This is a genomic window from Mailhella massiliensis, assembly GCF_900155525.1.
GTDB lineage: Bacteria > Desulfobacterota > Desulfovibrionia > Desulfovibrionales > Desulfovibrionaceae > Mailhella > Mailhella massiliensis.
The window spans coordinates 118646-143497 of the sequence record NZ_LT706943.1 but is presented as its reverse complement, the minus strand read 5'-3'; the positions used below and the strand labels follow the sequence as shown (position 1 = coordinate 143497).

General features: G+C 61.4%; 27 protein-coding genes and 1 riboswitch. Of the genes, 24 read left to right on the top strand and 3 right to left on the bottom strand.

The window, feature by feature from the left end; genetic code table 11:
- Nucleotides 1–196: 196 nt before the first annotated feature.
- A complete protein-coding gene (locus CZ345_RS04320; RefSeq protein ID WP_077071962.1) occupies nt 197–1651 on the top strand; it encodes a DUF1538 domain-containing protein in 1455 nt (484 codons plus the stop codon).
- Nucleotides 1648–2349, top strand: a complete 702-nt coding sequence (locus CZ345_RS04315; RefSeq protein WP_077071961.1) for a P-II family nitrogen regulator — start codon at nt 1648–1650, stop codon at nt 2347–2349. Before CZ345_RS04320 ends, CZ345_RS04315 begins: the two co-directional genes overlap by 4 nt.
- Before the next feature lie 115 nt (nt 2350–2464).
- Here the strand turns inward: CZ345_RS04315 and CZ345_RS04310 are convergent, their stop codons facing one another.
- The 3 genes from CZ345_RS04310 to CZ345_RS04300 form a co-directional block, all read right to left on the bottom strand.
- Nucleotides 2465–3232: a FadR/GntR family transcriptional regulator gene (locus tag CZ345_RS04310; RefSeq protein WP_162274928.1), complete on the bottom strand. Its 768-nt coding sequence runs from the start codon at nt 3230–3232 to the stop codon at nt 2465–2467.
- Between the two features lie 157 nt (nt 3233–3389).
- Nucleotides 3390–3980 (bottom strand): UbiX family flavin prenyltransferase, encoded by a 591-nt coding sequence (locus tag CZ345_RS04305; protein ID WP_077071959.1) that lies wholly within the window; start codon nt 3978–3980, stop codon nt 3390–3392.
- Nucleotides 3967–5454 (bottom strand): UbiD family decarboxylase, encoded by a 1488-nt coding sequence (locus CZ345_RS04300; RefSeq protein WP_077071958.1) that lies wholly within the window; start codon nt 5452–5454, stop codon nt 3967–3969. Before CZ345_RS04300 ends, CZ345_RS04305 begins: the two co-directional genes overlap by 14 nt.
- A gap of 322 nt (nt 5455–5776) precedes the next feature.
- Between CZ345_RS04300 and CZ345_RS04295 the strand changes: the two genes are divergently transcribed.
- The 22 genes from CZ345_RS04295 (at nt 5777) to CZ345_RS04180 (ending at nt 24652) form a co-directional block, all read left to right on the top strand.
- Nucleotides 5777–6112 carry an ArsR/SmtB family transcription factor gene (locus CZ345_RS04295; protein WP_083717132.1) on the top strand — a complete coding sequence of 112 codons (336 nt, stop codon included), beginning with the start codon at nt 5777–5779 and terminating at the stop codon, nt 6110–6112.
- A complete protein-coding gene (locus CZ345_RS04290; protein ID WP_077071956.1) occupies nt 6113–6589 on the top strand; it encodes a permease in 477 nt (158 codons plus the stop codon).
- Nucleotides 6586–7098: a permease gene (locus tag CZ345_RS04285; RefSeq protein ID WP_204224215.1), complete on the top strand. Its 513-nt coding sequence runs from the start codon at nt 6586–6588 to the stop codon at nt 7096–7098. Before CZ345_RS04290 ends, CZ345_RS04285 begins: the two co-directional genes overlap by 4 nt.
- A gap of 513 nt (nt 7099–7611) precedes the next feature.
- Nucleotides 7612–8442: a phosphonate ABC transporter ATP-binding protein gene (gene phnC / locus CZ345_RS04275; protein ID WP_077071954.1), complete on the top strand. Its 831-nt coding sequence runs from the start codon at nt 7612–7614 to the stop codon at nt 8440–8442.
- Nucleotides 8443–8497: 55 nt separating this feature from the next.
- Nucleotides 8498–9469, top strand: a complete 972-nt coding sequence (phnD, locus tag CZ345_RS04270) for a phosphonate ABC transporter substrate-binding protein (RefSeq protein WP_077071953.1) — start codon at nt 8498–8500, stop codon at nt 9467–9469.
- A gap of 86 nt (nt 9470–9555) precedes the next feature.
- A complete protein-coding gene (phnE, locus tag CZ345_RS04265) occupies nt 9556–10353 on the top strand; it encodes a phosphonate ABC transporter, permease protein PhnE (RefSeq protein ID WP_077072012.1) in 798 nt (265 codons plus the stop codon).
- Complete coding sequence (locus tag CZ345_RS04260) at nt 10353–11114, top strand: DUF1045 domain-containing protein (protein WP_077071952.1); 762 nt, start codon at nt 10353–10355, stop codon at nt 11112–11114. The genes phnE and CZ345_RS04260 overlap by 1 nt, the downstream gene beginning before the upstream one ends.
- Nucleotides 11111–11560: a phosphonate C-P lyase system protein PhnG gene (phnG, locus tag CZ345_RS04255; RefSeq protein ID WP_077071951.1), complete on the top strand. Its 450-nt coding sequence runs from the start codon at nt 11111–11113 to the stop codon at nt 11558–11560. Before CZ345_RS04260 ends, phnG begins: the two co-directional genes overlap by 4 nt.
- On the top strand, nt 11557–12183 hold the full coding sequence (gene phnH, locus CZ345_RS04250) for a phosphonate C-P lyase system protein PhnH (protein ID WP_077071950.1): 627 nt from the start codon (nt 11557–11559) through the stop codon (nt 12181–12183). The genes phnG and phnH overlap by 4 nt, the downstream gene beginning before the upstream one ends.
- On the top strand, nt 12174–13292 hold the full coding sequence (locus CZ345_RS04245) for a carbon-phosphorus lyase complex subunit (RefSeq protein ID WP_077071949.1): 1119 nt from the start codon (nt 12174–12176) through the stop codon (nt 13290–13292). The genes phnH and CZ345_RS04245 overlap by 10 nt, the downstream gene beginning before the upstream one ends.
- On the top strand, nt 13286–14191 hold the full coding sequence (locus CZ345_RS04240; protein WP_077071948.1) for an alpha-D-ribose 1-methylphosphonate 5-phosphate C-P-lyase PhnJ: 906 nt from the start codon (nt 13286–13288) through the stop codon (nt 14189–14191). The genes CZ345_RS04245 and CZ345_RS04240 overlap by 7 nt, the downstream gene beginning before the upstream one ends.
- Nucleotides 14184–14963: a phosphonate C-P lyase system protein PhnK gene (phnK, locus tag CZ345_RS04235; RefSeq protein ID WP_077071947.1), complete on the top strand. Its 780-nt coding sequence runs from the start codon at nt 14184–14186 to the stop codon at nt 14961–14963. The genes CZ345_RS04240 and phnK overlap by 8 nt, the downstream gene beginning before the upstream one ends.
- Before the next feature lie 5 nt (nt 14964–14968).
- Entirely contained in the window at nt 14969–15724 is a 756-nt protein-coding gene (phnL, locus tag CZ345_RS04230; RefSeq protein ID WP_162274930.1) for a phosphonate C-P lyase system protein PhnL, read from the top strand.
- A 28-nt stretch (nt 15725–15752) separates the two neighbouring features.
- A complete protein-coding gene (locus CZ345_RS04225; RefSeq protein WP_077071946.1) occupies nt 15753–16901 on the top strand; it encodes an alpha-D-ribose 1-methylphosphonate 5-triphosphate diphosphatase in 1149 nt (382 codons plus the stop codon).
- Entirely contained in the window at nt 16901–17464 is a 564-nt protein-coding gene (phnN, locus tag CZ345_RS04220; RefSeq protein WP_077071945.1) for a phosphonate metabolism protein/1,5-bisphosphokinase (PRPP-forming) PhnN, read from the top strand. The genes CZ345_RS04225 and phnN overlap by 1 nt, the downstream gene beginning before the upstream one ends.
- Nucleotides 17465–17725: 261 nt before the next feature.
- Nucleotides 17726–17872: riboswitch (molybdenum cofactor riboswitch) on the top strand.
- Nucleotides 17873–17959: 87 nt separating this feature from the next.
- Complete coding sequence (locus tag CZ345_RS04215; protein WP_077072010.1) at nt 17960–18697, top strand: substrate-binding domain-containing protein; 738 nt, start codon at nt 17960–17962, stop codon at nt 18695–18697.
- A gap of 83 nt (nt 18698–18780) precedes the next feature.
- On the top strand, nt 18781–19587 hold the full coding sequence (locus CZ345_RS04210; RefSeq protein ID WP_077071944.1) for an ABC transporter permease: 807 nt from the start codon (nt 18781–18783) through the stop codon (nt 19585–19587).
- The gene (locus tag CZ345_RS04205; RefSeq protein WP_204224213.1) at nt 19584–20303 is read left to right on the top strand and encodes an ATP-binding cassette domain-containing protein; all 720 of its coding nucleotides are present in this window, start codon (nt 19584–19586) and stop codon (nt 20301–20303) included. Before CZ345_RS04210 ends, CZ345_RS04205 begins: the two co-directional genes overlap by 4 nt.
- Nucleotides 20300–21043 (top strand): Rossmann-like domain-containing protein, encoded by a 744-nt coding sequence (locus CZ345_RS04200; protein WP_077071943.1) that lies wholly within the window; start codon nt 20300–20302, stop codon nt 21041–21043. The genes CZ345_RS04205 and CZ345_RS04200 overlap by 4 nt, the downstream gene beginning before the upstream one ends.
- Before the next feature lie 613 nt (nt 21044–21656).
- Complete coding sequence (locus tag CZ345_RS04190; RefSeq protein ID WP_083717124.1) at nt 21657–22115, top strand: NirD/YgiW/YdeI family stress tolerance protein; 459 nt, start codon at nt 21657–21659, stop codon at nt 22113–22115.
- A 48-nt stretch (nt 22116–22163) separates the two neighbouring features.
- Entirely contained in the window at nt 22164–22823 is a 660-nt protein-coding gene (locus CZ345_RS04185; RefSeq protein ID WP_077071941.1) for a response regulator, read from the top strand.
- A 284-nt stretch (nt 22824–23107) separates the two neighbouring features.
- Entirely contained in the window at nt 23108–24652 is a 1545-nt protein-coding gene (locus CZ345_RS04180) for a histidine kinase dimerization/phospho-acceptor domain-containing protein (RefSeq protein ID WP_162274927.1), read from the top strand.
- The last annotated feature ends 200 nt before the right edge of the window (nt 24653–24852 follow it).

The following is a 24852-nucleotide window of genomic DNA, read 5'->3' as shown; positions in this document are numbered from 1 at the left end:
TGTACAGCCATGCAAAATATCGTGAAGTTTGCAAAGGCGTAAAAAAGCACTATGTAAATACGTTTTATTTTACATGCAACTTTTACCCATACGCATCCTTCATGTACCTATAGAATGCGATGAGTATTCATTTTCTCCGCGCATACACCGGTTTTCCGATGTTTGTTGAACCTTTTACGCAGAATAAAGGATACCCATGCTTTTCATTGAAAAGTGCAGGGAGTCCGTGATCTCGGTCATTCCGGTGGTCATTCTGGTACTCCTGCTCCATCTGACCGTTGCTCCCCTGGGCGACGATCTGCCGAAGTTCCTGACCGGGGCTGCGCTGTTCATCGTCGGTCTCGGGCTTTTTCTCGTGGGGGCAGACATCGGCGTCCTGCCCGTGGGCCAGAAAGTGGGGTCCACCCTTACCGGGAAAAAAAACCTCGCCCTCATGCTGGCCGTGGGCTTCGTGGTGGGCTTCATCATTACCGTGGCCGAACCCGACGTGCAGGTGCTCGCCGCGCAGGTCACGGGGGTGGCCCCGGTCATCGCTCCCATGGCGCTTGTGTGCATCATCGCCGCGGGCGTCGGCTTCTTCGTGGCCGTGGCCATGGGGCGCATCATCTTCCAGCTTCCGCTCAAGACGCTGCTTTTTGTCTGCTACGGCGCGGTGTTTCTCTGCGCGCTGCTTGCGTCCGATCTCTTTCTGGGCATAGGTTTCGATGCGGGCGGCGCCACCACCGGCCCCATGACCGTGCCCTTCATCATGGCTCTCGGCGTGGGTGTGGCCGCGGTACGCGGCGGCAGCAATGCCGGGGACGACAGCTTCGGCTTCGTGGGCCTGGCCTCGGTGGGCCCCATACTCGCCGTGCTCATGCTCGGGGTATTCGCCTCCCCCGCCGTACCGGAAATCTCCTCCGCGGCTCAGGCCGCGCAGGAAGGACTGGCAGCCCATTTTCTCCACCTGCTGCCGGAGGTCACCCATGAAGTCGCCATGGCTCTCGGCCCGCTGGCGCTGCTGTTTCTGCTCTTCCGCCTCTTTCTCATCCGGCTTTCCCGGAGGCAGACGCTGCGCATGGTCATGGGCCTTATCTACACCTTCATCGGCGTGATTCTGTTCTTCCTCGGCGTGAAGGGCGGATTCATGCCCACGGGCGACGCCCTCGGCGCGCTGCTCTCCGCCCCGGAAAACCGCTTTCTGCTCATTCCCGTGGCGCTGGTGCTCGGCGCCGTGGTGGTATGTGCGGAACCTGCGGTGTGGATTCTCACCGAGCAGGTGGAACAGGTTTCCGGCGGCGCCATACGGCGCAGGCTCATGCTCATCGCTCTTTCCGCAGGCGTATCCCTTGCCGTGGGCATCGCCATGTACCGGGTAATGACGGGTACAAGTCTCTGGTTCTTCCTCATTCCGGGCTATGCTGCGGCCATGCTGCTCATGCGGCTGTGCCCGCGCATGTTCACGGCCATAGCCTTCGACTCCGGCGGCGTGGCCTCGGGGCCCATGGCATCCACCTTCATTCTGGCCTTCATGCTGGGCGTTTCCAAGGGCGTGGGCGGAAACCCCGCCGTGGACGCCTTCGGCTGCATCGCCATGATCGCCATGACGCCGCTTATCGCCATTCAGCTTCTGGGCATTGTCTTCAGCCGCAAGACGGGGGGCCGTTCATGAATACCGTTTCCAGTGAAAGCACGGGCAAGCTGCTCGTCACCGTCATAGAAAAACACAGGTGCGACGAAGCCATGGCCGCAGCCAGAAAAGCCGGGGCCGTGGGCGGTACCGTCATTCTCGGCCGGGGCACGGCGGAGAACAAATGGCTCCGCCTTCTGGGGCTGGACGACGTGGAAAAGGAGCTGCTCTACTGCGTTCTGCCCGCGTCCCTCGTGCGGCCCGTCATGGACGCGATACGCCGCGCCCCGGGTCTCGCCAGAAGCAGGGGCATCATGTTCACCCTCAACGTGCTCGATATGTTCCGCCCACACGCGTCGACGCCCGACGCAGCCTTTTCCCATGCTCAGGAGGAGCCCATGACCGACAACAGGCCGGAACTTCCCGGCTACGAACTTCTCTCCGTCATCGTCAACAGCGGCAGCGCCGACCAGGTCATGGACGCGGCCCGCCGCGCCGGAGCTTCCGGCGGTACCGTCATCCATGCACGGGGCACGGCGCGCCCCGACGACGCTACCTTCTTCGGCATCACCATCGTTCCGGAAAAGGAACTCGTCATGATACTCAGCCCCAGAGGCGACAGCGCGCGCATCATGGAAAGCATCCGGGCAGAGTTCAGGGACGCCGACCCCGGTTCCGGCATAGCCTTCCGTATGCCGGTGGAAAGTTTTGAAACTCTGGGTCCGAAAAAGAACGGATAACCGGAACGGCGATGAAAAGCCCGTGAAGCATGGCTCCACGGGCTTTTTTCTTTTCCCCGAAAAGAACGGAACCCGACCGGGAGAAAAACGAAGGTCCCCGGCCTGCCCCGTCATATTAAAACGCGCCCTTTTCCCTGCCCGCCTGCCGGTGGTGAATGGCGTACACGGCGCGTATATGCGCCTCGCTCGCCCGCCTCGCCTCTTCCGCGGAACCGGCGATGATGGCGTTCACGATATCCTCGTGCTGCTTCATGAAGGCCTTCTTCTCCTCAGCCGTAAAATCCACAAGGCAGGTCTTTTCCCCCACCACGCGCATGAGCGTATCCATGAGCAGAAGCGCCATGTGATTGCCGGAAAGCTCGGCGATGAACCGGTGCAGATTATCCGCTCCCGGAGGAACGGGCTTTACCGCCTGCACCTCGCCCCGGTCCATGGCGGCAAACCCCTGCCGCACGGCCTCAAGATCGTCCTTCAGTTTGAGCGCGTCCTCTTCCGAACAGCGGTCGGCCGCCTGCGCGGCCAGCGGCGGTTCCAGCAGAAGCCAGGTATTCAGAATATCCTCATTGGTGATCTGCCCGAGAAAAAGCATGTGGGAAATGGTTTCCACCATGGGTTCCACGGTCATGGGCACGATGAAGGCCCCGCCCTTCACGCCGGGCCGCACGCTGATGATGCCCTTGGCCTCCAGCGAACGTATGGCCTCGCGCACCACGGGGCGGCTGGTCTGGAAAAGATCGGCAAGTTCGCGGTCCGAAGGAAGCCTGTCCCCGAGGACGAATTCATTGTTCCTGATGGATTCGCGTATCTGCTCCTCCACCTGCTCATAGAGCTTCTGCTGGCGGACGGGCATAAACGATCCATGCTGATCCGTTTTCCGAGTCATCACCATCATCCTTGTTATACATATATCACGGGCGAAGCGGGACGCAGACGCACCGCTCCGGCGTGTTGTACCCCGCTTCGCCCCGAAAGAAAATGCCGGAACATCGCCTTTTCTCCGTGCCCGGGCTTCCATGGAAGGAAGAGCCGGAGGCTCCGGTTCAGCCCCGCGCTTCCCCCCAGCGGAACATGTCCTCTTCCTCAATGCCGAAGGGCTGGAGCAGACGGCAGGCGCAGTGATGCGTCATGTCCGCCACGCTCCCCGGCCTGTGGTAGTAGGTGAGCATGGGGGGAACGATACGCACGCCCGGCAGCCGGGAAAGCTCATAGAGATTCCGCAGATGAACGGCGCTCAGCGGCGATTCCCGTGCGGCCAGCACCAGGGGGCGCTGCTCCTTGATGGTTACGTCCGCCGCGCGCAGAATAAGCGTGTCGGCATAGCCTGAGGCAATGCCCGCCACCGTTTTCATGCTGCACGGCACCACCAGCATACCGGCAGTGGCAAAACTGCCGCTCGCGGGGGCGGCGTCGATGTCTTCCGGCTCAAGCACGGTGTCGGCCATGCGGGCGACATCCTCCACCGCAAGATCCGTCTCATAGCCGAGGGTCAGCCGGGCGCCCCGGCTCATGATGAGGCAGCTCTCCCAGTCGGGATGCATGCCCACGATGCGCAGGCATTCCAGAAGCAGAGGCGCGCCGCTCGCCCCGGTGGCGGCTATGACCAGCCTCCTGCGCCCGTCAGCGGCGCTCATGCTGCTTCTCCCCCTCCAGCCAGCGGGAAGGATCGGTTTCCATGAACGACGCGCGGACGAACCTCTTCTTCAGCGCAAAAGGCACCGTGCAGTCGAAAATGGTCTTGCAGGCTATGCCGTGATCCCGAATGCTGGGGGAATAGGCCGGATCGTTGGAGGGGTCCAGCGGATGACAGCGCACGCCGGGAATGGTGATGATATCCCTGTCGCCCTGAAAACGCGTATTCATGGCCCACAGGACATCGTTCATGTCGAAGCAGTCCACGTCCTCATCCACCAGAAAGACATGCTTGAGCTCGCTGAAGGCCGAAAAGGCCAGCAGCGCGGCCTGACGCTGACGCCCCTCGTCGCTGGCCGAAAGCTTGCGAAACTGCATGACGGCCATGTACTTGCCGCCGCCAGCCGACGCGCAGTACACGTTCTGCAGCCGCCCGGGCATGGCGCGTTCCACCATGCCGTAGATGCTGGCTTCCGTGGGAATGCCCGCCATGGAAACATGTTCCTCGCTGGGACCGATGCAGGTCTGCATGATGGGATTTCTTCTGTGGGTGACGGCCTTCACCTTTATGCACCAGCAGTCGGCGCTTGCCGGACCGGTGTAGCCGGGAAACTCCGGCATGGCGAAGCCCGTACCGCGGTTCTGGTCTTCCTGAATGCGGACATGGGGCAGCACTTCGCCTTCAATGACATATTCCGCAAGAGCGATGGCGCGGCAGTCCACGCTGAGGCAGCGGCAGAGCTTCACCGGTTCCCCGCGCAGGGCTCCCGCCACGGACAGCTCGTCGTATCCCAGGGGCGTGGTCGGCGGCTCGAAGCAGGAACTGATGGATATGGCCGGGTCCACCCCTATGCTTATGGAAATGGGCAGAGTCCTGCCGAGCTGCTCGGCCCTTTCCGCCATGGCGCCGATATGCCGCGCGCCGGGCGTGAAGAAAATGGAGAGCGTATCCCGGCTCTGAATGCAGAGCCTGTGGATGGTCACGTCCCAGCGGCCCGTGTCGGGATGGGCGGCATAGCACATGCCGAGCGTGATGTAGGGCCCGGCATCCTGCGGCGTATTGGTGGGCGCAGGCACAAGGCGGTTCAGGTCAAAGCCTTCCTCATCGGCAAGGTGCACCACCTCCTGACAGGGGGCGGGCCCTTCCTCGAATACGGGCGGAAGGGGACTGTCCACACATTCCCAGAGCCTTTTGCCGAGCCTCTCCGGCTCCACGCCGAGCAGCGCGGCCACACGCCTGCGGCTTGCCATGAGTCCGATGGCCACCCGCGCTCCGGGGTGCCCCTTGACGTTTTCAAACACCATGGCGGGCCCTTCCTTCGTGGGCCGCTTCACCGTGCCGCCCGCGCCTACATAACGGTACACGCCGGAAAGCTCCGCCTCCGGGTCCACCTCCACCTTCGTGGAAACAAGCTGGCCCGGCATGGTGCGCAGCAGCGCAAGGGCGCTGCGCAGGTCGTTCACCTTGTGTTGCATGTCGTCTTCCTCCGAATACGGATTCCTTTGCCGGAAGCGGCCATACCGGGATTGCTCCGGCCCCGTGCCCCGGAAAGGCGCCCTGCGGGTGAACCGCCCGCAGAAAGCCCCTTGTCCGCAGCGTCTTGCCCGGTTCCGCTTCCCCTGTTTTTCTATTGGTATTACCTTTATACCTATTGATGTTTTTTCCTGTCAATGTCTTTCCCTCCGCGAACTTGACAGGGCCATGGAGCTTGACAGGCAATCACGATGTTTTTATTTAAGTCATAACTTAATTAAATTTTCTCCGAAGAAGATGCTCTCATCTCAACCCTGAATGACCATGGATAACGCCGCTCTCTACCGCGCTCTGGCCGACGATACACGCCGGAACATCATCCTGCTGCTGCTCAGGCATGATCTCTGCGTTTCCGCACTGGCGCATCGCCTGAATATCAGTGAAAGCGCGGTATCGCAGCACCTCAGGGTACTGAAGGAAGCGGGACTTCTTTCAGGAGAACGCCGCGGCTACCACATGCACTATTCCATAGAAAGGGAAAGGCTCCGTGCCCTGGCATGGGAACTTGAGGCCATGGCCGATACCATACGGAGCGGGGAAGACGCCGCGGCAGGACTCGTTCTCCTCCCCATGGCTCCTCAGCCCCGAAGGGGAAATTAGATGTCTACGGCCGCACTCTACCTGGCAACGCTGCTTCTGCTCGGTCTCTCCTTTGCCAGAAGCAGGCAGAAAACCCTGCTGGCTCTGAAAAAGGGCTGGAAGTCCTTTGAAGGCATGCTGCCGCAGTTTCTCCCCATCATTCTGCTCATGGGCTTTATGATGGCCGCAGTAGATGAAAGCGTCATCTCCCGCCTGCTGGGAAAGGATTCCGGCCTTGCAGGAATGGCTCTGGCCGCTGCGGCAGGTTCCGTCACCCTCATTCCCGGCTTCATCGCCTTCCCCATGGCGGCTTCGCTCCTTGCTTCCGGCGCGGGCTACGGACAGACGGCCATGTTCCTTACCACGCTCATGATGGTGGGGCTGGTCACCCTGCCTGCGGAAAGCGCCTGTTTCGGCAGGCGTCTTGCCGTACTGCGCAACATTCTTGCCTTTATCTACGCCGTTCTCTCCTCTCTGCTTCTGGGGGCGCTGCTGTGATTCCCGCGCTGTGCAGACGTTACTGCGTTTTTCTGCTCCTTGCCCTGGCCTTCGTGCCGCTGCTTCTTCTTGCGCCGGAAACGGGACGGAAGGCTCTGGAGCTTACGCGGGACAATCTTGCGGAAATGCTCTCCTTTCTGCCGCCCATTTTCGTGCTGCTCGGTCTTATGGACGTATGGGTGGAACGCGAAACCATGATGAAATACATGGGGGAAGGTTCCGGCATACGGGGCATGCTCCTGGCCTTTCTCCTGGGGTCCGCTGCGGCGGGGCCTCTGTATGCGGCCTTTCCTCTGGCCTGCGTCATGATGAAGAAGGGCGCGGCCATGCTCAATATTTTTCTCTTCATCGGGGCATGGTCCTGCACGAAAATCCCTCTCATCATGTTTGAAACCGCCACGCTCGGTTTCCGCTTCACAGTCCTGCGCCTTTTCTTCAACATCATCGGCATTTTTCTCATCGCCCTTCTCCTGCGAAAGGCGCTTCCGCCCCGGCATCCCCTTTCCTGAACGCACGGCGGTCTCTTCCGAACTTCCCCAAAAAAGAACTCTGCGGAACCATGCCGTACCGGCATGCGTTCCGTCTCGGCGCATGCCCATACCTTCAGAAACAAGGCTCCGGCCGGCCTTCCCTTCAGGGGAGATGCCATCGGGCCTCGCAGGCTTCCCGGCACCGTTCAGCTTTCTCCCGCGCTCCCGTATGAACGCCGTATGACACGTTTTTTTCGCGCAGCATACCTCGAAAGAACAACGTATCCCTTTGCATTCCTTCGCTTAAAAATATTCCCTTCCGAAGAGTCCGGCGGATTTTACCGCATTTTTTCTCTTCCCGGAGAAAAAACGGTTATGGAAAATTAATACTTCCGTCATTCTTCCTATACGCACACTCTCTATACCCCATATCTGTCGTATGCAGGATTTTCTCTTACGGAATGATTCCGTCAAAAGAAACATCCATCTTTTCCTTTAATAATATGCATATTTTGCACAGGTACTGCATGGATACAGGCATGGAGGACACTCGTGATTCACGTTACAGGACTGAATAAAACCTTTTCCGGCGTACAGGCGCTCAAGCACATCGATCTGCATATCAAACCCGGTGAAATGGTTGCGCTCATAGGGTCTTCCGGTTCCGGCAAATCCACGCTCATGCGCCATATCTGCGGACTCACCGTCAGCGACAGAAATTCCGGCGAAGTTACCGTCAACGGCTACACCATTCAGAAAAACGGCACGCTGAGCGGCGACATCCGCGACATACGCACCCACATCGGCGTCGTTTTTCAGCAGTTCAATCTGGTGGGACGCATCAGCGTCGCACGCAACGTCGCCCTCGGGGCTCTCGGCCGCACGCCTTTTCTCCACGGACTGGCGGGGCACTTTTCCCGCGAGGATGTGGAACTGACCATGCGCGCCCTGGAACGTGTGGGCATACGCGACAAGGCCTGGCAGCGCACCTCCACCCTTTCCGGCGGGCAGCAGCAGCGCGCCGCCATTGCCCGTGCGCTGGTTCAGCGTTCTGAAGTGCTTCTTGCCGACGAACCCATCGCCTCTCTGGACCCGGAATCCGCCCGCAACGTCATGGACACCCTGCAGGAACTCAACAGAACCGACGGCATGACCGTGGTGGTCACCCTGCATCAGGTCGACTATGCCGTCCGTTACTGCCCGCGCACCGTGGCGCTGAAAAAAGGCGAAATCGTCTTCGACGGCCCTACCCGCGACCTGACTCCCGCCATGCTCAACAGCCTCTACGGAGCGGAAAGCCGCGAACTCTTCGGAGAAAAAAGCGCCGTCCGTCCCGTCATTCCCTCTCCCGTCCGCGGCGAGCGTACGGCTGCCGCCGCATGACTTCGTGTGCATTCGGGGCCACCCTGCTCCGATAATCCCAACAAAGGATATTCCGATGCGTTTTCGTTTCCTCTCCGTTCTTCTGTCCGCCACGCTTCTCATGGGCGCCGCCTCCGCCGGAGCCGAAGAACCCGGCACCCTCAACTTCGGCATCATTTCCACCGAATCCTCCCAGAACCTGAGGACCATGTGGGACCCCTTCCTCGAAGACATGAGCAGGGCCACGGGCATGAAGATCAAGGCCTTCTTCGCCAGCGACTACGCGGGCATCATTGAAGGTATGCGCTTCAAGAAGGTCGATCTCAGCTGGGTGGGCAACAAGGGCGCCATCATGATGGTGGACCGCGCCAACGGCGAAGTCTTCGCCCAGACCTGCGACGTGAACGGCGGTACCGGCTACTGGTCCTACATGATCGCCCACAAGGACAGCGGCATCAAAAACCTCGACGACATGTTCGCCCGCGCCTCCGAACTCACCTTCAGCAACGGCGATCCCAACTCCACCTCCGGCTACCTGGTGCCCGGCTACTACGTTTTCGCCAAGAACGGCAAGGACCCCAAGAAGATCTTCAAGCGCGTCGTCGCCTCCAACCACGAATCCAACGCCCTCGCCGTCGCCAACAGACAGGTGGATGTGGCCACCTTCAACAACGAAGGCATGGGCAGACTGGAGGAAATCTATCCCGACAAGGCCGCGCAGCTTGCCGTCATCTGGAAGTCGCCCCTCATCCCCAGCGATCCGCTGGTCTGGCGCAAGGACCTTTCCGATGAAACGAAGAAGAAGATCACCGACTTCATCTTCAGCTACGGCGTGTCTGGCAAGAACGTGGAAAAGGCCAGGCAGGTTCTGGCGAAACTCCAGTGGGGTCCCTTCAAAAAATCCGACAACAGCCAGCTCACCCCGCTCCGTCAGCTTGAACTGTTCCGCGAAAAAATGTCCGTGGAAGGCAACGCCGACATGAGCGACAAGGAAAAGGCCGAACGCATCGCCGACATCGACGCCAGGCTCGCCGCTCTCGGCAAGTAGCATATCCGCCCCTCCCCGCGCCGGGGAGGGGCTTTTTTTGAACGTATTCCCGTATGCCGGCACGGTTTTCGCCGGTACCCAATCCCATGCACGTTTCTTCCGAACCTTCGTTGAGGCCCCCGCTCAGTCCCGGGGAAAAAGCTTCCCGCTGCCTGACCTGGACGGCCGTTATCGCGCTTCTTGTCTGGTCATGGCACGGCGCGGAAATGAGACCCCTCGCGCTCATTGCCGACGCGGGCAACATCGGCACGCTCATAGGCGACTTTTTTCCGCCCGACTTCACCGACTGGCGCATGTATGTGAAGGAAATGCTCGTCACGCTGCAGGTCGCCGTATGGGGCACGGTACTTGCCGTCCTGTGCGCGGTGCCCCTCGGCATCATGTCGGCGGAAAACATGGCTCCCTGGTGGATACGCCAGCCCGTGCGCCGCATGATGGACGCGGCGCGAGCCATCAATGAAATGGTCTTCGCCATGCTTTTCGTGGTGGCCGTGGGCCTCGGTCCCTTCGCGGGCGTTCTCGCTCTCTGGGTGCATACCACGGGCACGCTGGCCAAACTCTTTTCCGAAGCCGTGGAAGCCATTGAAACGGCCCCTGTGGAAGGGGTGCGCTCCACGGGCGCCAGCTACCTTGAGGAAATAGCCTACGGCGTCATCCCCCAGGTGTTTCCCCTCTGGATTTCCTATTCCCTGTACCGCTTCGAAGCCAACGTCCGTTCCGCCACCGTGGTGGGCATGGTGGGAGCGGGCGGCATAGGCATGGTACTGTGGGAACTCATACGCAGCTTTGAATTCCCCCGCACCTGCGCCGTCATGGCCATCATCGTTCTGGTGGTCACCCTGTTCGACCTGTTCTCCCAGAAGCTGCGCAAGATGGTGCTGTAATGTCCGCACGCTACGCTCTGTACTACGCGCCCGGAGCACTCTCCGCCCTGCATTCCGCCGTCACGCCTCTTTTCGGGCGGGACGCCCTCAGCGGACGGAGCTTTACCCCCGTGCCCCCGGCTGACTGTCTCTTCTCTCCCGAAATATGGGCCTCCGTGGTGGCCGTTCCGGCAACATACGGGCTGCACGCCACGCTCAAGGCGCCCTTTGAGCTTTCCGCCCGCTGGAACGATGAGGAAAACGCGCTGAAATCCCTCTGCCGGGCCTGTGAAGAACTTGCCCTCCGCCACGAACCTTTCGCCACCACGCCCCTTGAACTTCGCAGTCTGAGCACGGGCTCCGGCTTCTTTCTCGCCCTGACGCCCTCCTGCGGCTCCGCCACCTTTGCAGAGGCGAACCCGGCGCTTGCGGCACTGGAAAAGGACTGCGTGACTTCGCTGGAAATCTTCCGCGCCCCTCTTGAAGAGGCCGACATCCGAAGGCGGGGCGAACTCACGAAAAAGGAAGCCTCCTACCTCGTGAGATACGGATATCACCGGATATTCGACCTGTTCCGCTTCCACATGACGCTTACCGACTCCATGCCCGACTCCCGTCTCGCGCTGGTGGAAACCTGTCTGCGTTCCCGCCTTGCCGCCTTCATCGACCGGCCGCTCGTCGTGGATTCCATCAGCCTGTTCCGCCAGGAAGACCGCACTTCTCCCTTCACGGAACTGGCCCGTTTTTCCCTCGGAACGAACAACCACAGGAATAAATCATGAACACACAGCTCAGACGCAAAGAGTACATGCGCCTTTTGTCCCTCGCCCCGGCCGAGGAGCTGGAACACTTCCTTTCCGGGCTTGACGAACTGCCGCCCTGGAAGCTTCTCCGCGGCCCGGAAAGCGGGCTTGTCATGGTACGCGGCCGCATAAGCGGCGAAGGCCCGCTGTTCAACGTGGGCGAAGCCCTCGTGACCCGCTGCGTGGTCACCCTGCCCGGCGACACCTGCGGCTGCGGCTACGTTCTGGGAGAAAGCCCCCGTCATGCGGAACTTGCGGCGCTGTGCGACGCGCTCTGGCAGAAGGAAGCCTATGCCGACCTCTTCGACAGGGAACTCAGGCCCCGGCTCGAAGGCATCGTGAGCGAACGCGAACGCCAGGCCGCCGACGAAGCCGCTCCCACGAAGGTGGACTTCTTCACGCTGGTGCGGGGAGAGGACAAATGAACCGTACCATCGCCGATCCCGCCCGCTGGGAACATCCCGTACAAGAGTCGCAGCAGGCCTTCCGCAGTCTTCTGCTCGCGCTCTCCCGCCCCTGCCTTCCCGTTGCCCTGCCTCTGCCGGAAGGAGACGCCGGCAGTCTGCCGTCCGAACTTGCGGCCATAGCCCTGACCATGTGCGATCAGGACACCGCCGTATGGCTTTCTCCATCTCTCAATACCGAAGAGGTGCGCCGCTGGTTCCGCTTCCAGTGCGGGGCCGTGCTGACGGACTCCCCCTCGGGGGCGGACTTCGCCTTTGCCTCCCGTCCGGAAGACATGCCGCTTCTTGCGGATCTTTCCCGGGGGGAACCCGAGTATCCCGACCGCTCCACCACCCTGTGCGTGGGCGGCGTGAGCTTCGAACAGGGCGAAGGTTCTCTCAGCCTTACGGCCTCCGGCCCGGGCATTGAGCACCCCATGCCCTTCTACTGCAACCTTCCTGAAGAATTTACCGGCCGGTGGGAAGAAAATCACCTGGCCTTTCCGCAGGGCGTGGACCTCTTCCTCTGCGGGCGGGGCATGGTCGCGGGGCTGCCGCGCAGCACATGCCTGAAGGCGCAAAAGGAGGAAACGCCATGTATGTAGCCGTCAAAGGAGGGGAAAAAGCCATCGACGCCGCACACGCGCAGCTTCGCCGGGAACGCCGCGGCAGGCTCGACGTGCCGGAGCTCACCACGGAGCAGATAGCATCCCAGCTGAAACTTTCCGTCGACAGGGTCATGACCGAGGCCTCCCTGTACTGTCCCGCCCTTGCGGCCCTTGCGGTGAAGCAGGCCATGGGCGACCTTCAGGAAGCGGTCTTTCTTCTCCGCGCCTACCGCACCACGCTTCCGAGGTTCGGTTCTTCCGAGCCCGTGGATACCTCGGCCATGCGCGTTTCCCGCCGCATATCCGCCACATGGAAGGATCTGCCCGGCGGCCAGATTCTCGGTTCCACCTTCGACTATACCCACCGCCTTCTGGACCGCAGCCTTGCGGGAAAGAAGGAAAGTACGCTTCCGCCCGCGCCGGAAAACACCGAGAGCATATGCGTCAGGAACCTGCCCCGCGCCATGAGCGCGCTGGGTACGGAAGGACTTCTCGAAGCCGTGCCGGAGGCCACCTGCGGCAATGCGGCCGCAGACCTCACCCGCCGGCCTCTGGTACTTCCCGCCGACGGACCGGAAGACCGCCCCGTGCGCCTTCAGACGCTGGCCCGCGCCGACGAGGGCTTTCTTCTCGGCATGGCCTATTCCACGCAGCGCGGCTTCGGCGCGGTTCATCCTTTTACGGGCGAACTCAGGCGCGGATTCGTGGAACTTGTCATCACCCCCGAAGAGCTGGATTTTCCCATCGTGGCCGGGGAAATGGAAATGACGGAATGCGACACCGTGAGCCGCTATACCGGAACCGCCCTGCCGCCCTGCCTCACCCGGGGCTACGGACTGGTATTCGGCAACAATGAACGGAAGGCCATTTCCATGTCCATCGTGGACCGCGCCCTGCGCGCAAAAGAACTGAAGGAACCCGAAACCGGCCCCGCGCAGAACCCGGAATTCGTGCTGCTCCACGGCGACAACGTGGACGCCTCCGGCTTCGTGCAGCACATCAAACTGCCCCACTATGTGGACTTTCAGGCGGAACTTTCCCTCATACGCGGGCTGCGCGCCGCAAAAAAGGAAGATTCCCCCGCCCGAGGAGAACAGTCATGTTGACATTGCAGCAGGACCTGCGCGGCGAGGCCAGGGAAAAAACGCCTCTGGAAGGCTACAATTTCGCCTATCTCGACGAAAGCACCAAGAGAATGATCCGGCGCGGACTTCTGAAGGCCGTGGCCGTTCCCGGTTATCAGGTTCCCTTTGCGGGACGTGAAATGCCCATGCCCTGCGGCTGGGGAACCGGCGGCATACAGGTGACGGCGAGCGTCATCGGAGAAGACGATGTGCTCAAGGTCATCGACCAGGGCTCCGACGACACCACCAACGCCGTTTCCATTCGCCGCTTCTTCGCCAGCACCACGGGGGTGAAAACCACCACCCGCACCGCGGAAGCCACCATCATCCAGACAAGACACCGCATTCCCGAACATCCGCTGAACGAACGGCAGATACTGGTCTATCAGGTTCCCCTGCCCGAACCCCTCCGCTGGCTCGAACCCAGCGAAAAGGAAACCCGCACGCTGCACGCTCTTGAGGAATACGGCCTCATGAACGTGAAAATCTACGAGGACATCATGCGCCACGGCGCCATTGCCATGAGCTTCGACTATCCCGTACGCGTGAACGGGCGCTACATCATGAGCCCTTCGCCCATTCCGCGCTTCGACAACCCCAAGATGAACCGCTGCCCGGCATTGCAGCTCTTCGGCGCGGGGCGTGAAAAGCGCCTCTACGCCATCCCCCCCTATACCGATGTGAAAAGCCTCGACTTCGAGGATTACCCCTTCGAGGTGCAGCACTGGGACGAACCCTGCGCGCTGTGCGGAGCCCGCCACACCTACCTCGACGAGGTGGTGCTCGACGATACGGGCAGAAGGATGTTCGTCTGCTCCGACAGCGACGCCTGCGCGGAAAACAGGGCCCGGCAGGGCGTGACGGAGGTTTCCCATGACTGAACAGCTTCCCGTGCTCAGGGCCGAATCCCTTACCCGGTGCTACGGCGACAGGCTGGGCTGCCGCAACGTTTCTCTGGAACTGTGGCCGGGCGAGGTGCTCGGCATCGTGGGCGAATCCGGCTCCGGCAAAAGCACGCTCCTCAACATGCTTTCCGGCAGACTGACGCCGAGTGAAGGCAGCGTCATCTACCGTGACGCGCACGGCGCGGACATCGACCTGCACGCGCTGGGCGAGGGGGAACGCCGCCGCCTTCTGCGTACGGAACTCGGCTATGTGCATCAGAATCCCCGCGACGGGCTGCGTATGCAGGTAAGCGCGGGCGCCAACATAGGCGAAAGGCTCATGGCCGCCGGGGGCAGAAACTACCACAAACTGCGCGCCACCGCTCTGGAATGGCTGGAAAAGGTGGAAATAGCCGCCCCGCGCATCGACGACGTTCCCGCCCGCTACTCCGGCGGGATGCAGCAGCGCCTGCAGATAGCCCGCAACCTCGTGACCGGCCCGAGGCTCGTCTTCATGGACGAACCCACCGGCGGGCTGGACGTTTCCGTTCAGGCCCGGCTGCTGGATCTTCTGCGCAGGCTCGTGCGCGACATGGATCTGGCCGTGGTTCTCGTCACCCACGATCTGGCCGTGGCCCGGCTGCTTTCCCACAGACTCATGGTCATGTACCACGGCGAAGTCGTGGAACAGGGGCTCGCCGATCAGGTGCTCGACGACCCGCACCATCCCTACACCCAGCTTCTGGTTTCCTCCATCCTCCAAGGATGAGCATGATGAATACGACAAGCAATACTCTTTCCGCTTCCGCCAAGGAGACGGCCGCGCACGACGTCCTTCCGGTCATCGAAGTCCGCAATCTGTGCAAGGAATTCATCCTGCATCAGCAGGGCGGCACGCGCATCGAGGCGCTCAGAAACGTGAGCTTTCATGTGAACGCCGGGGAATGCGTGGCCCTGTACGGTCCTTCCGGTTCGGGCAAGTCCACCATGCTCAAGGCCCTGTACGGCAATTATCTGCCTTCCTCGGGCAGCATTCTCGTGCGCTGCCGCGACGGGGAAACGGACATAGCCTCCGCCTCTCCCCGGCAGGTAAGCCGCCTGCGCCGCGAATGCATAAGCTATGTCAGCCAGTTTCTCCGCGTCATTCCCCGCGTTTCCACCCTCGACCTTGTGGCGGAACCCCTGCTTGCCGCAGGCTGCGGGGAAGAAAAGGCCCTGCGCCGGGCGCGCGACCTGCTGCGGCGGCTGAACCTTCCCGAACGACTCTGGGATCTCGCGCCCGCCACCTTCTCCGGCGGCGAACAGCAGCGGGTGAACATTGCAAGGGGCTTCTGCCGCCCCACGCCCATCCTTCTGCTCGACGAACCCACCGCCTCCCTCGACGCCATGAACCGGAAAGTCGTCGTCGAACTCATCCATGAAGCGTGCGAACGCGGCTGCGCCGTGGTGGGCATCTTCCACGACGACGACACGCGGCGCGCCGTGGCCCACCGCTCGGTGATCATGAGCCGCCCCGGCGAAAACGACTGAGCTTCCCTTCCGAAAAAGGATTATCCTCATGAAAGAACAGCTTTTCTACAACTGCAACGTCGTTACGGAACACGACGTCATCAGCGGTCATGTCCTTGTCCGCGACGGCCGCATCGCCGCCGTGGAAGAGGGAACCCCCTTTCTCTCCCGCCGGGAAGACGCCGTGGACATGGAAGGCGACTACCTTCTCCCCGGCCTTGTGGAACTTCATACCGACAACCTGGAAAAGCATATCCTGCCCCGCCCCAAGGTAGTCTGGCCTCAGCCGGAATCGGCCTTCTTCGCCCATGATGCGCAGATCGTGGCCTCGGGCATCACGACGGTATTTGACGCGCTTTCCGTGGGCGAATATCATGACAAGGGCCGTATCGCCATGCTCGGCGAGGCCGTGGAAGCGCTCAACCACTGCCGCGAAAGCGGACAGCTGCGCGCGGAACATCTGCTGCATCTGCGCTGTGAGGTCGCGGACCCGCGGATGCAGGAGCTGTTCTTCCCCCTTTCCGACAATCCCGGCCTGCACCTGGTTTCCCTCATGGACCACACCCCCGGTCAGCGTCAGTGGCGCAATACCGAAAGCTACCGCACCTACTACAGCAACACCGTATCGTGGACGGACGACGAGTTTAAAAAAATGGTGGACGAACTCAGGGCACGGCGGGATTCCTGCGCGGACGGCAACGCGGCCTCGGTCATGGCCTTCTGCCGCGAACGCCACCTGCCCATGGCCAGCCACGACGACACGCTGGTGGAACATGTGAACGAAGCTCTTGCCAACGGCATACGCATCAGCGAATTCCCCACCACGGAGGAAGCCGCCCGCCACGCCGCGGAAAACGGCATGACGGTTCTCATGGGCGCGCCCAACATCGTGCGCGGCGGTTCTCATTCCGGGAACGTCTCGGCGGAAACCGTCGCACGGGAAGGGTATCTCGGCGCGCTCTCCTCGGACTATGTGCCCATCAGCCTCATCAGCGCGGTCTTCGCCCTGCATGAGCGCGGCGTCATGCCTCTGCCGGAAGCCGTGAGCCTGGTCTCCTCCCACCCCGCCGAAGCCGTGGGCCTCGACGACAGGGGGTGCATAGCCGAAGGGCTGCGTGCCGACCTTGTGCGCGTGCACACCATGGAAGGAGTGCCCGTAGTGCGCAACGTATGGCGCGAAGGGGCAAGGGTGTTCTGATGCGCGGCAGGCTCGTCTATGTCATGGGGCCTTCCGGCGCGGGAAAGGACTCGCTGCTCGACGCGCTGCGCCAGACGTTCTGCGGCCTGCCCGTGGCCTTTCCGAGGCGTTACATCACAAGGCCCGCCGCCGCAGGCGGAGAACGTCACATTCCCGTCAGCCCGGAATATTTCAAAAGTCTTGAAGAACAGGGATACTTTTCCCTGCACTGGGCCAGCCACGGCTACCTGTACGGCATAGCGGCAAGCACGGATACGGCGCTTGCCTGCGGCGTTTCCCTCATCGTCAACGGTTCCCGCGCGGCCTTTCCCCAGGCCCTGCGCCGTTACCCCGATCTTCTGCCCGTGCTCGTCACCGTGCCCGCCGCCGTCCTGCGCGAAAGACTCGTGAAACGCGGCAGGGAATCCGGCGAGGCGCTGGAGGAGAGGCTCAGGGCCGCCTTCATGCCCATTCCCGGAGAGGATTCCGCTTCGGACTGGATACGCCTCGACAACTCCGGCCCGCTGGAACAGAACGCCCGGGAGCTTACGGAAAAACTCAGCGGAATCCTCGGCCTGCGCTGAACCCGCATTGCTCCTTTCTCCCCCTCAGGGCCTTTCTCTGCGCTCTGAAAAGCCGCCCCGCGAAAACGCATTCCGCTGCGCCGCACAGGGCGGCCTTGTTTTTTAACCCGTGCCTTCCGTCTTCTCTTCCCGTCCGCCGGCGCCTGAAGGAGCGCTTTCCGAAACCAGGCTGAATCCCCGGTCTTTTCTCCCTCCGTCATGCGCGACAAGCAGGCTGTTTTTCTCCACCCGCTTGACAAGGAAATCATGCTTGTTCTATTTCAAAAGATAAGTTTTCGAGTCGGTCCGGCTACAGCAAAACGCCATGCCCCTCCGACCTGAGTTTCTGCTCACAGGGTGGGCGCTGGAAACGGCCCCGCCTCCCTGAATGCCCCTCCGGGCATGGAAAGAAAACGCTGCCTTGAACCATGCCCGCATCATGCCGGTATTCTGGTTCCGTTGTTTTCGTCTGTGAGCAACACCGGAATCGCGCATGTGCGCGGCGTGGAGAATCCCATGAAAAGATTTCCCCTCTTCCTTTGTGTTGCAGCGGCCCTGGCTTTCATGATTCCTTCTTCCGCTCTGGCGGAAAAGGCCCTGCATGTGTACTGCGGCGCGGGCATGACCAGACCCTTCGGCGAAATAGCCGCCGCCTTCACCCAAAAGACGCAGGTCCCGATGGAAGTGACCTACGCCAACGCCGGTCAGATACAGTCGCAGATCAATACCGCGCAGGAAGGCGACTTCTTCATCGCCGGTGCGGCGGAAGAACTCCGGCCCGTGAAAAAATATGTGGCCGCAACGCGCGATCTCGTAAAGCACATTCCCGTGCTGGCCGTAGCCAAAGGCAACCCCAAAAAGATTTCCGGCATCCGTGATCTGGGCAGAAGCGATCTTCGCGTGGTGCTCGGCGACGCCAAGGCCACGCCCATAGGCAAGATTGCGGACAAGGCCCTTGCCGACGCAGGCCTCACGGGCAAGGTCAACGTGGTGAGCCGCGGCGTGACCGCGCCCTCCATCTTCAATGCGCTGAACGTGGGCGAATGCGACGCCGTCATCGTGTGGAAGGAAAACGTGACGGCCGCCATGGACATTCTCGCCGATCCCGCCATGGACGCCTATGTGAAGACCATTCCCGCCGCCACGCTCTCCGTTTCCACCAATCCCGAAGGGCAGAAGCTCTTTCTGGATTTCCTTTCTTCCGGCGAGGCAAAGGCCATCTGGGAAAAGCACGGCTATGTGGTGCTGAACTGACATACGGGGCGCCCAGCGCGCCCTTCTCCCCCTCATTTTCCGTCCGCAATGCCCGGGCATGATGCGGACGCCCCGGTCGCGCCATGAAACGGAATCTGTCTTTCTTCGACGGCGCAAGCCTGTGCGTCGCCTTCGTCACGGTGATTTTCCTCACCGCCTCGCTGTGCACCATCATCATAGGAGGCCTGCCCTTTCTGCCCGGGGCGCTCCGTTCGCAGGAAGTGCTCTTCTCCATCCGGCTGAGCCTCGTCACCTCCACCATTTCCACCCTGCTGTGCTTCGCGGTGGGCATTCCCTGCGCCTACGCGCTGGCCCGATGCCGTATGCCGCTGCGCAACCTCTGCCGCCTGGTGCTGGAACTGCCCCTTTCCCTGCCCTATCTGGTGCTCGGTCTGTGCCTGCTCATGATGTTTTCCTCCGAGGCGGGAAGACTTCTCAAGACGTTCGGCATACGGGTCATCTTCGAACCTGCGGGCATCGTCATGGCTCAGTGGATCGTCAACATTCCCTTCGTGATACGGCTCATGCGCACGGCGCTTGAGGAAATGGACGGCAGGCTGGAATTCATCGCCGGCACGCTGGGAGCTTCCCGCTGGCAGAGGTTCTGCACCATCACGCTGCCTCTGTGCCGCAATTCCATACTCATGGCGGCCATCCTTACATGGTCTCGCGCCATAGGGGAATTCGGGGCCACGCTCATGCTCGTGGGCGTCACGCGCATGAAAACGGAAACCCTGCCCGCAAGCATCTACCTCAACATCAGTACCGGCGATAACGGCATGGCCATGGCCGCAGCCATCATTCTGCTCATCATTTCCGGCACGGCGCTTCTCATGACCACCCTGCTGCAGCGCCGTGCGGCAAGCCGCATGGAGGACGGCGCCTGGTGACGACTCCCCTCGCCTTCGAATCCTTCTGCCTCACGCGAGGCAACATGCACATGCGCGACATTTCCTTTTCCGTGGAAGAAGGGGAAATATTCGCCGTGCTCGGCCGTACGGGCGCGGGCAAGACGCTGCTGCTGGAATCGGCCGCAGGATTCTACACCCCGGAAAGAGGACGGGTGCTGCTCTACGGCGCTCCCGTACAGGACATCCCCCTCACGGAACGACGCATCGGCTTCGTCTATCAGGATTACGCGCTCTTTCCCCACATGACCGTGGAAAAAAACATCACCTACGGCCTCAGAGTACGCCGCAGAAGCCGCGCGGAGCAGGAAGAAAAGGTAAGGGAAATCTCCTCCCTTCTCTCCATCGACCATATTCTTGAGGAATATCCTCAAACCCTGAGCGGCGGGGAAAAGCAACGCGTCGCGCTGGCCCGCGCGCTGGTGCTGAATCCCCGCCTGCTCCTTCTCGACGAACCCTTTTCCTCCCTCGATCCGGCCACAAGAAAAAGCCTGTATGAAGAAATAGGGAGCATACCCCAAAAGTTCCACTGCGCGGTGCTCTTCGTCACCCACGATTTCAGGGAGGCGCAACTGCTGGCCTCGCGCATAGGCATCATGGCCCGAGGCAGGATGCTCTGTATCCGTTCGGCTCAGGAACTTTTCACCCGCAGCGGCGATGCCGAGCTCAATACCTTTCTCGGACTGGAGGACGCATGACCACGCAGGAACTGTACCGTCGTCTCAGGCAGGAACTGGAAAACCTGATGCGGCTGCATCATCTGGATGAAAGCCCCATTATCCTGAAAAGTCGCGGTCTCTCCCCGGAAGAGGCCATCGGCAACACCGTGCGTAAGGATTATCCTATCCTCGCGGGCAAGGAAATCATGCTTCAGGCCCGCTTCGGCGAAGCTCTGGGGCAGGCCTTTACCGACGCCCCCGCCGACTTCAGCGGCACGCTTGCGGAAATTCTGGCGCTCGACCCGGAAAACGACCCCCACAGCAGGGGACTTCTTGTCGCCACGCTCAACGCCGTCATGCGCTTCACCGGCGATATCGACCGCACCGTCCATTGCCGCAACAACGAACTGGAAGCCTGCGCCGAGGCCTGCGCCGCCTATATACGCGGGCATTTCCATCATCCCCGCATCACGCTGGCAGGCTATCAGCCCGCTCTCACCGCCCGCCTCTCTCAGGAATTTTCCCTGCGTGTGCTGGACATGAATCCGCAGTTCGTGGGCAGCATCCGTTCCGGCATCACCATAGAGCACGGAGAGAAAAGCTACCGCGACGCCGTGCTGGAATGGCCCGACCTTGTGCTCTGCACGGGCAGCACGCTCTGCAACGGCACCTTCGTCAACTTTGTGGACATCGGCCGGCCCGTACTCTTCTTCGGCATTTCCGGCGCAGCCGCGGCCCGCATTTTCGGCCTTCCCCGCTTCTGTCCCATGGCGGGCTGAACACGCTGGCCGCAGAAGCCGCTTTCCGAGGATACGGCTCTCCGTAACGCCGACGAAAAAAGCGAACCGGCTCCGTACGGCCTCGCGTCCCGGCCCGGATTCCCTGCGCGTCGTTTTTTCCGGCTCCATGACCTGCGGCGGTGAAGCTCTGCACGCCGCGCTTCGCCGCCCTCTCAGGGCGGGGGCCATTTTCCCCGGCCCTTTCCACTCCGCCCTTACCGGCCCGTCACCCCCGGGCCGGTCTTTTTTCTCCCCCATTTGCGTTCACCGAATCAGCAGGCACTCCCTTTTCGCAAGGGAAGAAAACATGGTTTCCGACAACACGTCATCCGGCAGGCGGATATGCTGCTGCCGAAAGAAAAAACGCGGCCTGATGAAAGGCGGCCCTACGCAGCCTTTCCACGGCAGAAGCAGAAATATCAGACTCACGGGAAAATTCTCAGAAAAAACTTTCCGCATGTAAGGAAGGCGTAAGCTCGGCGTAGTTAACTGACCTCACAGGAAGAGAGAAGCAAAGCTCCTCTCTTCCGGGAGCAGACGCTCCCCATGAACGCGTCCCCCGCTCCGGGCTTTTCCCGGAAAACGAAAACACCTCAGCCCTATGGAGGCAACCATGACTCATAACATCGAAATCAGCCGTCTCTCTCCCGTCACCCGTCCTTCCCGCAGATTCTCCCTTGTTCCCGCGGCCCTCACGGCTTCCCTCGCCCTTCTGCTCACTCTGGGGGCGGCGAACGCCCTTGCCAACAACGGCGGCGGAGGCTACATCCAGAACAATGCTCCCGTCCACGCTGGCGGCTATACCGGCCCCGGCCCCTCGGTGACCACGGTGGAACAGGCCAAAAATATGCGCGACGACACCCACGTCACCCTCAGAGGCTACATCGTCCAGCATCTCGGCGGAGAGCACTACCTGTTCAAGGACGATACCGGTACCGTCAACGTGGATATCGACCACAAGCGCTGGCAGGGCCAGACCGTAGGCCCCAACGATCTTGTGGAAATCTACGGAGAAGTGGACAAGGACTGGAACAAGCTGGACATCGACGTGGACCGGCTCATCAAAAGATAACCCGGCCATGCCCCGCCCCGGGCGGGACTGTGCCTGCGGGGCGAAAACATGCGTGTGCTTCTTGTTGAAGACGATGCTCTCATAGGCAACGGGCTCAGGGCGGGCCTTACCGCCCTGGGCTTTGCCACAGACTGGTTCAAGGAAGGGACTCTGGGCATGGAGGCCCTTTTCTCGGCAACGTACGACGCGGCCGTTCTCGATCTCGGCCTGCCCGGCATGGACGGGCTGGACATCCTGCGCGCATGGCGTGCCAGAGGCTCCGACGTGCCGGTGCTCATTCTTACCGCAAGGGATGCCATAAGCCAGCGCGTGGAAGGACTGAACCTCGGGGCCGACGACTATCTCGGCAAACCCTTCGATCTGGACGAGGTGGCGGCCCGACTGCGCGCTCTTGTGAGGAGAAGGCACGGCGTATCCTCCCACAGCCTTTCCCACGGCTCCGTCAGCTTCGATCCCCTCACCAGAACGGTTTCCCAGGACGGCAGACCCGTGGCCCTGGGGCAGAAGGAAGTCATGCTGGTGGAACTTCTGCTTCTCAACCGGCAGAGCGTGCTTTCCAAAAGCGCCATCGAGGAAAAAATCTATCCCTGGGGCGAAGAGGTAAGCAGCAACTCCGTGGAAGTGCTGGTGCACCGCATACGCCGAAAACTGGGAACGGACTTCATCAAGACCGTGCATTCCGTAGGCTATACGCTGGGAGATGCCTGAAGAGCCGCCGGCCTTTTGCCGGAAGCGGACAAGGAGTCCTGTCCGCCGCAATCGCCCGGGGCTTTTGCTTCTTCCGCGCCCGTTATGCGGCAGACGCCTGAACGGGCTGCATCATGCCGGAACGCATGGCCGCGGATGCCTCGCCCGTGCAGAGGCACGGAAAACAGAAACAGCGGAAACGCCGCGCGGCCGCCTGCGCCGGAGCGTTGCAGACCGTTTCCGCATCGCCTCCATGAGGCGGCAACGGAAATCTCCGTCCCCCCTTCTCCTTGCCAAGGATGCTTATGAAAAAGCCCGACCTCTCCGCCCTGAAAAGCATCTTCCTCCCGGCAGGAGCATGGCTCCGCCGCGCGGCCGTGCGGGCGTACGACGCCGCTCCCGGCATGATTCTCCCGCTCCTTCACCGGGTCCGTACGCTGTGGCATCGCTTTCTTGCCCTGCCTGCAAGCAAGCGAAGCCTCCGGCTGCGCCTGAGCGTCTTCTTTTCCCTGTTCATGGTTACGGCATGGGCGGCGGCCGCGCTTTTCGCCTGGCTGGCCTGCCGTGAATACATCGACGAATTCTTCGACTCCCGGCAGATGCTTGTAGCCCGGCTGCTCGCCACGGCCGATCTTTCCTTCTCCGGTTCCGACATGCCGAAAATGAAGGAAATGCTTCCCGGCGTGGACAAGCACGCCTTCGGCGAGGTGGAAGAGGAGGCCATCAGCCTCGCCGTATATTCCCCGGACGGAAAAACGCTGATGAGTCACGGAGAAGCGGGGCAGAGATTCCCTTTTGAAGCCGTACGGCGCGGTTTTGTGGACATGCCCCTTCTCGGGCACGGCAAAACATGGCGTATCGTATGGATGAATTCCGTAACCGGGCACCATGTCGTCGCCGTAGGGCAGGAGCTCGACTACCGTACGGACATGGCTCTCGAAATGCTGGAAGAACAGATCATGCCCTGGCTTCTTCTGCTTCCCGTTCTGCTCGCCGGACTCTTTCTTCTGCTCACGCGGGAACTTGCCCCCCTGCGCGATATGGCCGCCGCACTTCATGCCCGCATACCGGAGGAAAACACGCCGCTCGATACAAGCCGCCTTCCCTCCGAAGTACTGCCCATGGCAGAAGCGCTGAACGACTTCTTCGCCCGGACGGAAGGTATGCTGCAACGGGAACGGGCCTTCATTTCCGATGCGGCGCATGAGCTGCGTACGCCCCTCGCGGGGCTTCGCATTCAGGCGCAGGTGGCGGCCCGGCCCGGTATTGATGAAGCAACAAGGCGGGAATCGCTGGCCTTGCTCCGTCAGGGCATAGACCGCTGCGCCCGGCTCATGGAGCAGATACTCGCCCTCTCCCGGCTGGAAGCTCAGAGCCTCTCCGGCAACGGCGACGCCATGCCCCGTTCCCGCGTCGACTGGGCCGCGCTCCTGGAAGAAATGCTTCCCCAGTACCGGTCGAAGCTGGAAGAACGCGGCATCATTCTGGAATCAAACATCACTACGCTGAACGCCTCCGTACAGGGCAACAGCGCGCTTCTTTCCATGCTGCTGCGCAATATTCTGGAAAACGCCGCATCCTATACGCCGGACGGCGGCCTTGTGCGCATAACGCTGGAGCACGAAAGGCTTGTCGTACAGAACGACTGCCGCCCCCTGCCCGAAGAATACGCCGCTCGCCTCGGGGAACGCTTCTTCCGGCCTCCCGGACAGGAAAAGACGGGCAGCGGCCTCGGCCTCTCCATCATGACGCGTATCGCCGCCCTGCACGGTTTCCGGCTGGAAAAAGGCATACGAAAAGACGCACCGGGGTTCTCCCCCAGCTCGTTCCTCATATCCCTCTCCTGGTAGAACACGCGGGAAACGCCTTGCGACACAACATGCAGCAAGGCGCTTCCCGCAGTTTTTATGCCTTCAGCCGTGGGAGCGAAAACGACCGAAACAGCCCCCCGCCAGGCGGGACCCCCAACAGTGATATATACGAAATACCTTTTCGATAAGACGGCGTTGTTCAGACTCGCCTCCCCATCGAAAAGGTATTTTTCATGGCG